Source organism: Dokdonia sp. (genome assembly GCF_039945015.1).
In the GTDB taxonomy this organism is placed as follows: domain Bacteria; phylum Bacteroidota; class Bacteroidia; order Flavobacteriales; family Flavobacteriaceae; genus Dokdonia.
In genome coordinates this window covers 22,656-36,458 of sequence record NZ_JBDUXP010000021.1, presented here as the reverse complement: position 1 = coordinate 36,458, position 13,803 = coordinate 22,656, and the positions used below count along the sequence as shown (strand labels likewise).

At 33.2% G+C, this 13,803-nt stretch carries 10 protein-coding genes; 8 read left to right on the top strand and 2 right to left on the bottom strand.

Going from position 1 to position 13,803, the window contains the following annotated elements:
• The 4 genes from fdhD (at position 1) to ABJD27_RS16320 (ending at position 6,170) form a co-directional block, all read left to right on the top strand.
• Positions 1-852, top strand: a complete 852-nt coding sequence (gene fdhD, locus ABJD27_RS16335) for a formate dehydrogenase accessory sulfurtransferase FdhD (RefSeq protein WP_348173735.1) — start codon at positions 1-3, stop codon at positions 850-852.
• Positions 853-922: 70 nt separating this feature from the next.
• On the top strand, positions 923-2,575 hold the full coding sequence (locus ABJD27_RS16330; RefSeq protein WP_348173737.1) for an NADH-ubiquinone oxidoreductase-F iron-sulfur binding region domain-containing protein: 1,653 nt from the start codon (positions 923-925) through the stop codon (positions 2,573-2,575).
• Between the two features lie 12 nt (positions 2,576-2,587).
• Positions 2,588-5,371, top strand: coding sequence for a formate dehydrogenase subunit alpha (gene fdhF, locus ABJD27_RS16325; protein ID WP_348173739.1), 2,784 nt, complete (start codon positions 2,588-2,590; stop codon positions 5,369-5,371).
• Between the two features lie 160 nt (positions 5,372-5,531).
• Positions 5,532-6,170 carry a GDSL-type esterase/lipase family protein gene (locus tag ABJD27_RS16320; RefSeq protein ID WP_348173741.1) on the top strand — a complete coding sequence of 213 codons (639 nt, stop codon included), beginning with the start codon at positions 5,532-5,534 and terminating at the stop codon, positions 6,168-6,170.
• Positions 6,171-6,576: 406 nt separating this feature from the next.
• Here the strand turns inward: ABJD27_RS16320 and ABJD27_RS16315 are convergent, their stop codons facing one another.
• Together ABJD27_RS16315 and ABJD27_RS16310 are read right to left on the bottom strand one after the other, a co-directional pair.
• Entirely contained in the window at positions 6,577-7,869 is a 1,293-nt protein-coding gene (locus tag ABJD27_RS16315) for a hypothetical protein (protein ID WP_348173743.1), read from the bottom strand.
• 98 nt (positions 7,870-7,967) lie between these two features.
• The gene (locus ABJD27_RS16310) at positions 7,968-8,417 is read right to left on the bottom strand and encodes a hypothetical protein (protein WP_348173745.1); all 450 of its coding nucleotides are present in this window, start codon (positions 8,415-8,417) and stop codon (positions 7,968-7,970) included.
• A gap of 324 nt (positions 8,418-8,741) precedes the next feature.
• Here ABJD27_RS16310 and ABJD27_RS16305 point away from each other — a divergent pair, with 324 nt between their 5' ends.
• The 4 genes from ABJD27_RS16305 (at position 8,742) to ABJD27_RS16290 (ending at position 13,603) form a co-directional block, all read left to right on the top strand.
• The gene (locus tag ABJD27_RS16305) at positions 8,742-10,172 is read left to right on the top strand and encodes a CotH kinase family protein (protein WP_348173747.1); all 1,431 of its coding nucleotides are present in this window, start codon (positions 8,742-8,744) and stop codon (positions 10,170-10,172) included.
• 179 nt (positions 10,173-10,351) lie between these two features.
• Entirely contained in the window at positions 10,352-12,184 is a 1,833-nt protein-coding gene (locus ABJD27_RS16300; RefSeq protein WP_348173749.1) for a pyruvate kinase, read from the top strand.
• 120 nt (positions 12,185-12,304) lie between these two features.
• On the top strand, positions 12,305-12,763 hold the full coding sequence (locus ABJD27_RS16295; protein ID WP_348173751.1) for a hypothetical protein: 459 nt from the start codon (positions 12,305-12,307) through the stop codon (positions 12,761-12,763).
• Between the two features lie 297 nt (positions 12,764-13,060).
• Complete coding sequence (locus tag ABJD27_RS16290) at positions 13,061-13,603, top strand: hypothetical protein (RefSeq protein WP_348173753.1); 543 nt, start codon at positions 13,061-13,063, stop codon at positions 13,601-13,603.
• Positions 13,604-13,803 lie beyond the last annotated feature (200 nt).

The window sequence follows — 13,803 nt, the reverse complement described above, 5'->3', positions numbered from 1 at the left end:
ATGGCAACACGCAATTATGAAGGCAAAAAATTTGAAGTTGGAGCATCCAAAAACATAATGGATGCACTCACTATTGAAGAAGCCTTGCAGATTAATATAAACGACACCCCTTTTACGGTTTCAATGCGAACACCTGGGGAAGATGTGAGTTTGGTGCGTGGTTTGTTACACTCTGAAGATATTATAAAGAATACGAATTTTCATCCAGATATTGTTTTAAAAAGAGAAAATGAAGATGGAATTGTAACAATTGTGAATTTAAGCATTCCTGAAGATCAATTAGGTAAAGGATATACCAATAGCCGAAGTCTATTATCAGTATCTTCTTGTGGTATTTGTGGAAAAACTGAATTGGGTGATTTATCGTTTATGGGAACTACCATTAATGATACTCAGAAGATTGATATCAATTTAATCCATCAACTATTTAATAAAATGAATGCCTATCAATTTGATTTTAGACAATCGGGAGGTACACATGCGGCGGCGGCATTTTCAATGGAAGGCAAGCTGCTCTGTGCAATGGAAGATATCGGACGACATAATGCTGTTGATAAAGTGATTGGGAAACTTATCAAAACAGAACAATTTGACCAAGCAAAAGTAATGACGGTAAGTGGTCGTATTTCGTATGAAATCATTATTAAATGCTTTAAAGCGAAAATTCCCTTTTTGGCTGCGGTTTCGGCGCCATCATCTTTAGCGGTAGATTATGCTAAAGAATTAGGAATTACATTGTTTGCGTTTTGTAGAGATACAAGAGCTACCTGCTATTCCAATCCGCAACGCATTAAAACAGCTAATACTTTGGGTATAGCTATAAATGATGATAAAAGAAAAAAAATATTATAATTGAATTAAAGATTGAATAATTTAATCTCGATTATCGAGTAAAGAAAACACCAAAGCTAGTTAAAAGAATATGTCAGATAATTTAAGTGAATTACTAGGAAGAAAAGGAATCCATGAAAGCCTGTTTGATAAAATGGGAAAACTGGCACAACCAACTGGTGCCCCAGATGATCAAGAATTGGATGTGTTAGCCAAAGAGTTTTTGGTAGGTACAGCCAATACTTATGGTACAGCATCGTTTTACGATTTCTTAAAACCTGAAAATAAAGGCAAAAAAGTATATGTCTGTAACGGAACAGCATGTGAATGTGCTGGTACGCAAAAGGCTTTAGGAGAAACACTTCAAAACCATTTTGATGCAGATGAAATTGGACATATGACCTGTTTAGGGCGTTGTCACGAAAACACTGCATTTCATTATAAAGGAAAGAATTATTCGGGCGAAGCCATAAACAATATAGATACCATTCTCAGTTCAGATAACGAATTGAATCAAGACACATACAATGTTAAGGCAAATGGTCGCGAAATCTTAATAGAAGCATTTACAGATATTGATACGTATTACAAACCTTTTTTAGATGTACTAAACAGAGACTCTGCTGAAACATTGGAAGAAATTAAAACTTCTAATATTAGAGGTCGTGGTGGTGCTGGATTCCCAATGGGACTAAAATTGCAATTCTGTAGAAATGTAGAAAATGAAACCAAATTCATTATTTGTAATGCCGATGAAGGTGATCCAGGCGCATATTCAGATAGATATTTATTAGAAAAACGTCCACATTCTGTACTATTTGGAATGCTAATTTCTGGCTATGTCACACACGCTAATTACGGAGTGGTGTATATAAGAGCTGAATATCCTGAAGCTGCAAGCATTGTTCAAGATGCTATTGATGCACTTCGTAATAAAGGATTAATAGGAGATAATATTGACGGTAGCGGATTTAATTTCGATTTTAAAATCATACAAGCACAAGGTTCATATATCTGTGGTGAAGAAACTGCATTGATTAATTCAATCGAAGGGCAACGCCCAGAAGTGCGTGTACGTCCACCATTTCCAGCACAAAAAGGTTTGTTTAATAAACCTACTACAGTTAATAATGTAGAAACCTTGGCAGCGTTACATTATATAATCGAACACGGTGGTGCACATTGGAAAGGAATTGGTACCGATCGTTCTTCTGGAACAAAACTAGTATGTTTAGATAGTTTCTTTAATAATCCTGGCATGTATGAAGTAGAAATGGGAACACCACTTTCAGAAGTGGTAAACGATTTAGGAGGTGGTTTTAAAACTGGGGTAAAAGCATTACAAATAGGTGGTCCACTTGGTGGATTAGTACCTGTTTCAAAAATAGACGATTTAACTTTAGATTTTGAATCGTTTTCAAAGGAAGGATTTTTACTCGGTCATGCTTCCATAATTTGCGTACCTGATAACTATCCAATAATGAAATTCATTGAACACTTGTTTGATTTTGCATCTTATGAAAGTTGTGGGAAATGTTTTCCTTGCCGATTAGGGACCAAACGTGGACAAGAATTGTCAACCAAAGCATTGCAATCAGATTATAAAATAGATAGAAAATTATTTGACGATTTATTAACCACTCTAGAAGAGGGCTCACTATGTGCTCACGGAGGTGGAATTCCATTACCAGTACGAAACGCGTTGCAGTATTTTAATACCGAATTAAAACAATACTTCAACTAAAAATATAAAGAGATGAAAGATCCAATCATAAGCTCTAAAGCTAATAATTTTACTGGTGTCAGTAAAAAAACAGCGTATATAGATAATCAAGCATTCGAAATTGTTGAAGGAGAAACAATGTTGTCTTTTGTAAGACGCTATAAAGAGAAAAACTTGATACCTACCTTATGTGATGCACCTAATTTAGATCCGTTTGGATCTTGCCGTGTATGTAGTGTTGAAGTTGCTTTAGAAAAAGATGGTCCTTTAAAGACAATGGCGTCTTGCCACTCGCCAGTTACTGAAGGGCAATATATTTATACAAGTTCGGAAACTGTAAAAGCCTTGCGTAAAAATATTGTAGAGTTGGTATTAACAGACCATCCATTAGATTGTTTAACCTGTGAAGTAAATGGAAATTGTGAATTACAAACTGTAGCAGCACAAGTAGGGATTCGTGAAGTACGTTATCCTGAAGGTGAGAATCATTTAGACAAAACCAAAGATTTAAGTCATCCTTATATGACTTCAGATTTGTCTAAATGTATTAATTGTTACCGTTGTGTTCGCGCATGTGATGAAGTACAAGGCCAGTTTGTATTAAGTATGTCTGGACGAGGATTTGATTCTAGTATTATAAAAGGTTTAGATCAATCATTTAATGATTCAGATTGTGTGAGTTGTGGTGCTTGTTCGCAAGCATGTCCAACTTCTGCAATTTCAGATATATTTCAATCCAAAGCTATTACAGCAACCGATACAACTAGAACTATTTGCACTTATTGTGGGGTAGGTTGTAATTTAGACATATCTACTGCTAATGGCGAAATAATAAGTATTCAAGCACCTTACGATGCTGAAGTCAATCAAGGACATACTTGTTTAAAAGGACGTTATGCGTTTAAATTCTATGATCATCCAGAGCGTTTAAATTCTCCAATGATTAAACGTAATGGCGAATTTGAAGAAGTAACTTGGAATGAAGTATATGAATATATTTCAGGTAAATTAAATAACTATAAGACTGAATTTGGTCCAGATTCTATTGCAGGGATTTCATCTTCAAGATGCACCAATGAAGAGAATTATTTGATGCAAAAATTCTTCAGAGCTGTTATTAATACTAATAATATTGATGGTTGTGCACGTGTATGTCACTCGCCAACAGCATTAGGGATGCAACGTACGTATGGTACTGGAGCGGCAACAAACTCCATTGATGATTTAAAAGATACTAATTGTATTATGGTGATTGGTGCAAACCCTACAGATGCGCATCCAGTTACTGGAGCTAAACTGAAGCAGTTTGCAATGAAATCAGATAATGTATCTATTGTTATTGATCCACGTCGTACTGAATTAGCAAAATATGCAACACATCATTTGGCATTACGCCCAGGAACTAATGTTGCTGTGTTAAATATGATGATGTATTATATTATTACAGAAGGTTATGCTGATGCATCTTTTATTGAAAACCGTACCGAAGGTTTTGAAGACTTTAAAAAAGAGATTCTGAATATAGACATTGATAAACTGGAAGCTATTTCTGGTGTTAATCGCGAAGACATAAAAGCTGCAGCGACAGCTTATGCAACAGCTCCAAACGCAATGTCTTTTCATGGATTAGGAGTAACAGAGCATTCTCAAGGTACTTTTACGGTGATGCAAATTGCTGATCTTGCTTTACTTACTGGAAATATTGGACGCCGTGGCGTAGGTGTGAATCCGTTACGAGGTCAAAATAATGTACAAGGAAGTGCCGATATGGGAGTGCAACCACATCAAGGGGCAGGCTATTTAGATGTGACCAATGATGACGTGAATAAAAAATATAATGAATTTTATGGTGTTGATGTGCCTAAGCATATTGGTTATAAAATCCCTGAAATGTTTGATGCAGCTTTAGAAGGTAAATTAAAAGCAATATGGATTATTGGAGAAGATGTAGTACAGACAGATCCAAATACAAAGAAAGTTATTAAAGCATTAAATGCTACTGATTTGGTCATTGTTCAAGAGTTGTTTATGACCGAAACTGCAAAACAAGCCGATGTCATTTTACCTGGAGCATCATTCCTAGAAAAAAGTGGAACCTTTACCAATGGAGAACGTCGAGTACAAGCTGTACGACAAGTTGTTGAACCAGTAGAGGGTACAAAACCTGATGGACAAATAATAGTTGATATTATGAACCGTATGGGATATGCACAACCTGATTATACACCAGATGGTATGTTAGAAGAAATTTCTCAGATTGTACCATTCTTTGCTGGTATTTCTTGGGAACGCCTAGGAGAAAATGGTTTACAATGGCCTGTTGCACCAGATGGGACTGATACGCAAATTTTACATACAAAAGAATTTAAACGCGGAAAAGGCTATTTTGAATTTAATCCTTGGCGTGAAACCGAAGAAATTAACGAACACGGAAAAGACTACCCATATATTCTAACCACCAATCGTGAATTAGAGCATTACAACTGTGGGGCGATGACCCGTCGTACTGCGAATGAGCAAATTTTACAAGACGATTATTTAATGATTAATCCTGAAGATGCTACAGAACATTTAATTAATGAAGGGGATTATGTATGTTTAGAATCACCTCGAGGAAAAGTAGATGTGAAAGCACGTATTACAGATGAAGTGAAGCAAGGAATTTTAAGTACCACGTTCCATTTTCCTGAAATAATGATTAATAATCTTACAGGCGATATTCACGATTCTGAAGCCATGTGTCCAGAATATAAGGTAGTAGCAGTTAGAATAAGAAAAAGTAAAGGAAAGTTTAAAAGAGATTTAGTAAACAAATAATAGCTTCTAAAGCTATTTTGTTTACTATACTCTATAATACTAAAAACTAGTCTTGACTAAAATCACTATAAATTTTAATACATACTTCTTTGTTTTTAAGCATTTTACTATATATTAACATTTAAAATTATAATCATACTATTGGTTTCAATAATTGTAAATGAGTGAAAAAATAAAATTAAAAAAGATAGTACTTTGGGTTTTGTTTACAATTGGTACACTATTTTCCTTAAGCCTATTCATTTCAAAGTATCAAGAACAACTTTCTCTACCCGACCATGAGGGCAAACCTATAGTAGTTATGTTTGGCGACTCTCATACTTACCATGGAGATTGGAAACGTAACATTAATCAATATAATCCTATAAAACTTGGTTGGGGAGGATATACAAGTGATAAACTCGTTGAAAAAACTTCTAAAGCAGTTTCTTTTAAACCAAAATACGTATTCATACTATGTGGTGGAAATGATATCTCTTATCGCTCTTCTACACTTGAAAACACGTTGAATAATTTAAAATTAATAGCAGATACACTAAAGAATAATAACATTACACCCGTGTTTCAAAAACTTATGTATCAACATAATAATCCTGAATTTAACGCAAGTGTTGATTCCTTAAATAAAGCACTCACAGATTACTGCTATAAAGAACAAATAGATATTATCGATATAGGAAAGAAGATGTATGATGATACAGGGCTTAAAGCCAGTTTAACATCTGACAACCTTCATCTTAATAAAAAAGGATATATTATTTGGTACAAAGTGATTAACGACTATTTAGAAAATCACTAAATAAACCATATAAAATTATACAAAAGATCTTTTTATAAAGAGTACGCTTTCGCGAAAGCGTATAAAAAATGCAATCATATATTTAACAAGCAAATCCTTAGTAAAAATATCTTCTTAAAAGTGAAGACCTTTTCATTAAAGACTGAATATACGCATATGAATTATCTGCCAAAGTATAAACAAAAAGAAGGGTATTACTACTATTTTGATAAGAGCTTTATATATAACCTCAATGAAAATAAGTACACTTGATCCCGCACTACTACAACAAGAAGGTAAATACATTTTAAGGGGTATTAAAAGAATTGAGAGAAAGAGAACTACCTCAACCTGTAATAGTACCTATAAATGATCATATAAAAGATGTAAATCACTTACGACTTCAATGAGTAGTATATCAAAAGTATTATTGACTGTCCTTATTTAGGTTTGCAGTAAATAGGTTTGGATTTATAATGAGTCGTACCCAACCCCAATTATTTGTATTATCATGAGGCCTTCCTCCTTTTATTAAACTCATACTTTCAGATGCAAACATATGTGAGTATCCCACATTTAGCTTTACAAATTTCATTAAGTTTTGAGTATATACTAAATCTATTTCTGTACCTAGATATTTGTCTTCATCACCTGTTAAATCTGCATTTGCTCCAAAATAATGTGCTTTTACCAGGAGGTTAGATTTCTCTCCAGTTGTAAAAACAGCTTTTGCATATATATCATTAAGTCCTACATTATTAGCGTGATTACCTACAAAGAAATAATCCATAAATCCATTAAATTTATGATTGGTTCCATAGAGAGGGAAGAAAGATTTATTCTTACTATCACCATCTTGATCTGTGCCACTTAAAATCTCCATACCTAAACCGTATACTATTTTCCCTTGCTTATAGGTCGCTACAAGCGACACTTGATATGCTGCTAAATCTGTTGTAGGGTTTACTTCTCCAAATTGATAATAGGCACTACCTGCCATTTTTATGTTTTGTATAGGGAATGTAAAATAAGTTCCTGTTGTTTGTCTATATGAAACGCCATCTGGAATATCATTATCTACGCCTCTGAAATCTTGAAACCCTGTATTTAAGAATAAGAAACTAGCAGTACTTTTCTCCCATGACTTTTTAAGATACGCGTATTGCATTGCTTTATAGGTAAAGAATCCTTGAATACCAAAACCATTACCTTCATTACGAGGTCTTTCCTGACTGAAAGCTCCTCCTACATCGATCATAATGTTACCTTTCTTATATTTTATAATTGCTGCATCGTGAAAACGGCCTTGCATAGCCCAATCTAAGCCTCCAAAAATACGCTGATCATCATATGAAATCACTTGTCTTCCTAATTTTGTAGACCAATTTTCATTAAAATTGATTTGAGCATACGCCTGAAATAACGAGAAAGAATCATTACCATCTATAGCGAGTATCTGACGAGTATCCCCCCAAGTACTTACATCCTGCACAGCTACAAATAATTGCAATTTTTCTGCTTTATAACCTATATTTAACCGAGTACGTTGTTGAACAAAAGCTGCTGGTTCTGTATCATCTGGAAACAGATTATTATAGCCGTGTCTATATTCAAAACGCGCTCTTACATCTGCATCTATGTTTAACGTTTGTGCTGTTACATCTATAGTAATAAAAATGAGTAATACGCATAGTAATCCTAAAATTCTTTGATTGGTCATAATAGTTGATTTTAAATATCTTAAGACAAAGATTAACTATTTAACAATTAATAAAGATGACTTTTATCACTTGTGTTAAATAATCATATCCAAGATAGTTAAATTACTGGATTCCAACCCAATGCTATAGCTACCTGTTTATTTTCTTTACTTATAGATCTAATCATATATGGTCTATCTGCGCCTACATCTTGTATTGTACTTTCTAAAGGTTTTCCATCTATAAGTACAGTACCCTTAAAGTTATTTTTAGGCTGATACCCTAAACCGTATCTATTATCTACAACTAGCAATAGCATTAGCATTTTTTCAGGACTTGTCGTACTACAGTAAATACCCAATTCATCCCATAGATATACACTATTGTTAGTATGCTTTATTGCTTCAATACGTGTAGCATCTCCTAAAATCTCTTTGAGAGTAGTATAATTGGTTGGAAAATTAATCGTAGTAGTATTAATACTGACTTCATTTAGATTGCAATGTACAGTGATTGTAGCTATTTTTTTCCTTCTTTTATTTGGATCTCTGAAGTCAAATATTCCCATAAAGCATTTAGTTTATTAACTATTCTTAATTTTAAAAATAACTAAAATATATCAGGTTAAGTTTAGTTATACATACAACTTCCAAAACGCTGAAAAGAGGCTCTATCAAGTTCTTCTCTAAATTCTGGATATGCAATCTTAATAAGGACTTTTGTTTCAAAGTACGATTTATGAAATTGTTGAAGTTAAAAAGTTCATCTCATTAAAGAAATATTTTTTGGTATTTAAAGCGTGTATTATGTATTATTTGTCTGTTTTCATTTATTTAGTACTATTGTATAGATTTCAAAATGTGTTCTTAAAATATAAACAACATCTATAGATATGAAATTTAACATTGTGATTGTATGTTTCTTGACTTTAGGTCTACAATCTAGTATAATGTATTCGCAGCAAGTGATCTCAGAGCAAGCAATGGCTATAGATGATTCTTTATCTATTGCAGTCATAAGTATATATACAAACCCAGATATACAAGAAGTAACTACAATTTCATATAAGAATACTATATATGAATTAGATATTAATACAGAAAAACCCATTACTGAGGTAAAGCATACGTTGATACAAAACGAAGGAAAAAAGTATACGTTATATGTTACAGAACTTCCACTATTTCAGTTTCATACAGAGAAAACTATTGTAAATGAACCTAAACGGATGACTAGCGTATCTTATATAGATAAACATATTGCAATTACAACACATGCCGGAATAGAGCTCAGAGGAAGCAGTTCTTTAGTCTTTCAAAAGAAGACCTATGATTTTAATCTTTATGAAGATGAGAAAGGGACTTTTAATCAACATCTTGCCATGGATGAAATGCGTACCGATGATGATTGGATTCTTGATGCGCTTTATAATGAACCCATAAGATTACGGTCCTATCTTTCTTTTAATATTTGGAATCACATTCATAAACCATATTACTTGGATAGAGAACCTAAGGCTAAGGCAGGTATTGAGGCACATTTTACAGAAGTTTTTATAAATAATTCTTATAAAGGTCTGTATCTTCTTACAGAACAGGTTGATCGTAAACTACTTAAAATAAAAAAAGAACAAGGAGATACGATACGAGGAGAGCTTTTTCAAGGCGCACGATATCTAGGCGCTTCATCTTTTGATTCATTACCTGAGAAAAAGAATTATTTACTTTCATGGGGAGGGTATGACATTAAGTATCCTGTACCAACAAATACGCCTTGGGACTCTCTATATGAATTTACTGACTTTGTTCTACATAGTGATGATTTGGATTTTGAAAAAGAGATCGCTTCCAGATTTAATATCGATAACCTTATTGATTATTTTCTATTTATAAACACATTAAGAGCACCCGATAATTTAGGTAAAAATATTTATATAGCTAGGTATGATATTGAGGAACCCTATTTTTATGTGCCTTGGGACTTAGATGGAACTTTCGGGACAATTTATAGCGGTAAACGTGTAGAAACTACAGATGTTTTTTTAACAAACGGATTGTTACGTAGATTACTTTTAGTCAATCCTAATAATTTTATCTCAAGATTAAAAAAGCGATGGCTAGTGCTTAGAAAAGATATCTTACATACTATTTCCATTACATCAAGACAACGCATGGCATATGAAAGACTTTACAAAAACTTGCTTTATGAAAGAGAAGGGATAAGATGGGGAAGAATGGACAATACTTCAGAGGAATTAGAGTACATGCAGGAATGGACTAAAAAAAGACTTTTATTTTTAGATCAATATTTTGCAGGATTATAAATGAGACGCATAAAACCTATGTTATTGTATAGGTTTTACTTGAAAGGAAATCAAAATCAAAAGACTAAAAAGGATGTTTCTTTTATATGCTTTCGCGAAAGCGTATAATTGTCATTAACAAGACAAAATGAAGAATTTGAAAAGTATGTAATCATCTTTCTTTGTAACTTCCAGAATCTATGAAAATCAATATTAAAAAAATAAAGAAACTCATTACTCAAATTGAAGGGCTCATTGAAACTTTAAACAATGAAACACAGCAATCTGTAACGCTTCTAGAAAACGTACATCCTACTTATAAAAAAAGTGCTCAGAATTTACTTCATTATACAGCATTTAGAAAAATAGATGAGAGAAATCTCCAACGAAAACTAGGAGTCTTAGGGCTAACTCGTTTTGGTCATGCTGAGGAACATATTTTAGGTAGTTTACTACAAGTACGATTTATATTATATCGGATTATTAATGAATCCGAATTAGCGCTTGGAAAATCAGCACTATCTATCAAAAAAGGAAGGAAAATACTTCGTGAACATAGTGACGTTCTCTTTGGTGTCCGTTCTAAAACAAGGAGAGTAAAAATAATGGTCACACAACCTACAGAAGCTGCCTATAATTATGATATGGTGCTAGCAATGGTTCAAAATGGAATGGACTGTGCAAGGGTTAATTGTGCTCATGATAACAAAGAAGTTTGGGAAGGTATTATCCAGAACATACGAAAAGCGGCTTTAGCTCTAAATAAAGATGTAAAAATAGCTATGGACCTTGCTGGACCTAAAATACGTACTGGTAAAATTGAACCAGGCCCTAAGGTTCGGAAATTTAGTCCTAAACGTGATGAACTAGGTGCAATTTTAAGACCTGCAATCATACACATCGTTACAGCATTTACTCGAGACACCTCTCCCAACAGCATAGTAATAGAAAAAGATGACTATAATCAATTAACTATCGGTGAAGAACTCAAAGGAAAGGATAGCCGAAACAAAAGTAGAAAGATTACGGTTGTCCAGATTTTAGAAAATAGCATTGTAGCTCATTGCAATAAAACGATGTACATAGATACAAATACCGTTTTACGATCTAAGAATAAAAAAATAGGAACTATTCTTGTAAATGATGTCTATCCTGTGCCACAACATCTTCTTTTAAAACAACATGATACTTTAATAATTACTAAAGCCCCAGTACTTGGTGCATCTGCGGTTTATACTACAGAAGGAAATCTTGAAAAACCAGCGCATATATCGTGTCAACTCCCTCAGATTTTTGAAGCAGTAGAAGAAGGAAAGAAGATCCTTTTTGATGACGGAAAAATTGAAGGTATTATTGAGAAAGTATCTTCAGATACATTTGAGGTTCGTATTACACGAGCTGCAGAAAATGGTTCAAAATTAAAGGCTGAAAAAGGAATCAATTTTCCCGATTCTAACCTTGGAATTAGTGGCCTGACTAAAAAAGATATTCTAGACCTTGAGTTTGTCACTACACATGCAGATATCGTCAATTTTTCTTTTGTAAATTCTAAACAAGATGTACAAGAATTACTAACCCAACTCGATAGACTAAATGCTATTAACAAACTTGACATTGTCTTAAAAATAGAAACACGTATTGCTTTTGACAATCTGGTTGAAATCTTACTAGAAGCCATGAGAGTCGAACATATAGGTGTCATGATTGCACGTGGTGACTTAGCAGTAGAGACAGGATGGGAGATGATTGGAAAAGTCCAACAAGAAATTTTATCTATTTGTAGTGCGGCTCATATTCCTGTGGTATGGGCAACACAAGTATTGGAAAATCTAGCAAAAACGGGATTACCATCCCGCTCTGAAATTACCGATGCAGTAACTTCACTTAGAGCTGAGTGCGTTATGCTAAACAAAGGACCATATATACAAGAAGCGGTTCGGCTATTAAATACATTACTATCTGATATGGAACGTTTTCAGGATAAAAGTCAAACAATGCTCCCAAAAATGGAGAAAATTTTAAAAACAAAATAATAATTCGAAAATCAAAACTGTTCTCCAAAGACAGAATATATATCTATAAATCATGTCCTAAAGTGTAACAAAAAGGCGATTATAGCTACTATTTAGATAAGAACTTTATATATAACCTCCATGGAAATAAGTACACTTAATACTGCAACCCTATTACAGAAAGACAAAAAACTGGAAAAGAAGGTAAATGCATTCCGAGGGTTATTAAAAGAATTAAGAGAAAGAGAATTACCAGAGTCTGTTATCATCTCTATTAATGATCATATAAAAGAAGTAAATGCACTTACATCTTCTAAGAAAGCTTTTTCAAAAAAGATTACAAAAAAGAAATCTTGTATTATTAATCTACTACATAAAGAACTTAAACTTGTTCCGAAAAACTATTATCGCAACCTCTGGATGGTACTAGGTATGTCTGCTTTTGGGTTGCCTTTGGGTGTTGTTTTTGGTACAATTATAGATAATATGGGGTTATTGGGCCTTGGAATGCCTATAGGCATGGGGATAGGTATTGCATTAGGAACTATGATGGACCAAAAGGCTCAGAAAAACAACAAACAACTTGATTTTGCCGGTTAATTAAATATCACTTTTTTCTTTTAAAATACGGTACTCCTATCCTACTACTTTAAAGTGATAGGTGATTTATTATACTTTATTATTGATACGGAAATATTCGTTCCTGATTCAAATCATTTCATCTTATACTCCATTTGTACGACTTCATACCAATAATCTCTTACTTGGTTCCATTTCTTCTATCTTATTAAAGATTTTAGGTTCTCTTTGTTATAGAATTACTTCACTTTTAATAAGTTATTAATTCTATAAATCATTTTATATAATATCTAATTAATCTTTAAAGTCAACATTATTATGAACACAAAAAAAACAACGCTAGACCGACCAACATTGACACTTCCAGGATTTTATAATATTCCAGAAGCAACATTTTCTCTTCAAAGTAATTCAACCACTGCGAGTGGTTCTACGGGAGTTCCTATTCAAGTTTCCTTCAGTAATAACCGTCCAAAGAAACCTTTACAACCTCTCGTACAAGCAGATTATATTATAAAGACAAATCCAGAAAAAAATCACACTATGCTTATTAATGTATCCGCCCTTGTATTTATAAATACAGAAGCAAAATCTATTATTGATAAGGATGGGATACAAGTACTCTGGAACAATGATCCAGACGATCTACAGTTTAAAATAGCATATAATGCCCCTGAAATTGCTGCTTGTAACTTTTATGCATATCAGGTTAACTTTAGTGTATCCTATCCGGTGTCAAAAACAATATCTGATGGCGTTGTAACAATTACAACTTGTTTAGTAAACGAAGACCCTACTACGTCAAGAGGGACAAAAACAACGGTTCAACCTACAACAGGTGTAAACCCAAAGTATAATTAAAAGTGCATTTTAGTAGTTTTTTAAACAAAATGTATTTGTACAAATGTTATTACGGTTACTCTTGAAAGCAAAAGTAAATTCGGTTATGAAAATAAAAAAATAACAATCAGTTAGTTAGAGACGTTATTTTTTATTACCATTGAAGCAAAGGAATCTATTCCTTTGCTTTTTTGCATTCTAAATTTAATTATTTAAAAAGA

Coding starts and splice junctions, on each gene's coding strand:
- fdhD (WP_348173735.1), top strand. CDS start 1: ATGGCAACACGCAATTATGAAGGCAAAAAATTTGAAGTTGGAGCATCC.
- ABJD27_RS16330 (WP_348173737.1), top strand. CDS start 923: ATGTCAGATAATTTAAGTGAATTACTAGGAAGAAAAGGAATCCATGAA.
- fdhF (WP_348173739.1), top strand. CDS start 2,588: ATGAAAGATCCAATCATAAGCTCTAAAGCTAATAATTTTACTGGTGTC.
- ABJD27_RS16320 (WP_348173741.1), top strand. CDS start 5,532: ATGAGTGAAAAAATAAAATTAAAAAAGATAGTACTTTGGGTTTTGTTT.
- ABJD27_RS16315 (WP_348173743.1), bottom strand. CDS start 7,869: ATGACCAATCAAAGAATTTTAGGATTACTATGCGTATTACTCATTTTT.
- ABJD27_RS16310 (WP_348173745.1), bottom strand. CDS start 8,417: ATGGGAATATTTGACTTCAGAGATCCAAATAAAAGAAGGAAAAAAATA.
- ABJD27_RS16305 (WP_348173747.1), top strand. CDS start 8,742: ATGAAATTTAACATTGTGATTGTATGTTTCTTGACTTTAGGTCTACAA.
- ABJD27_RS16300 (WP_348173749.1), top strand. CDS start 10,352: ATGAAAATCAATATTAAAAAAATAAAGAAACTCATTACTCAAATTGAA.
- ABJD27_RS16295 (WP_348173751.1), top strand. CDS start 12,305: ATGGAAATAAGTACACTTAATACTGCAACCCTATTACAGAAAGACAAA.
- ABJD27_RS16290 (WP_348173753.1), top strand. CDS start 13,061: ATGAACACAAAAAAAACAACGCTAGACCGACCAACATTGACACTTCCA.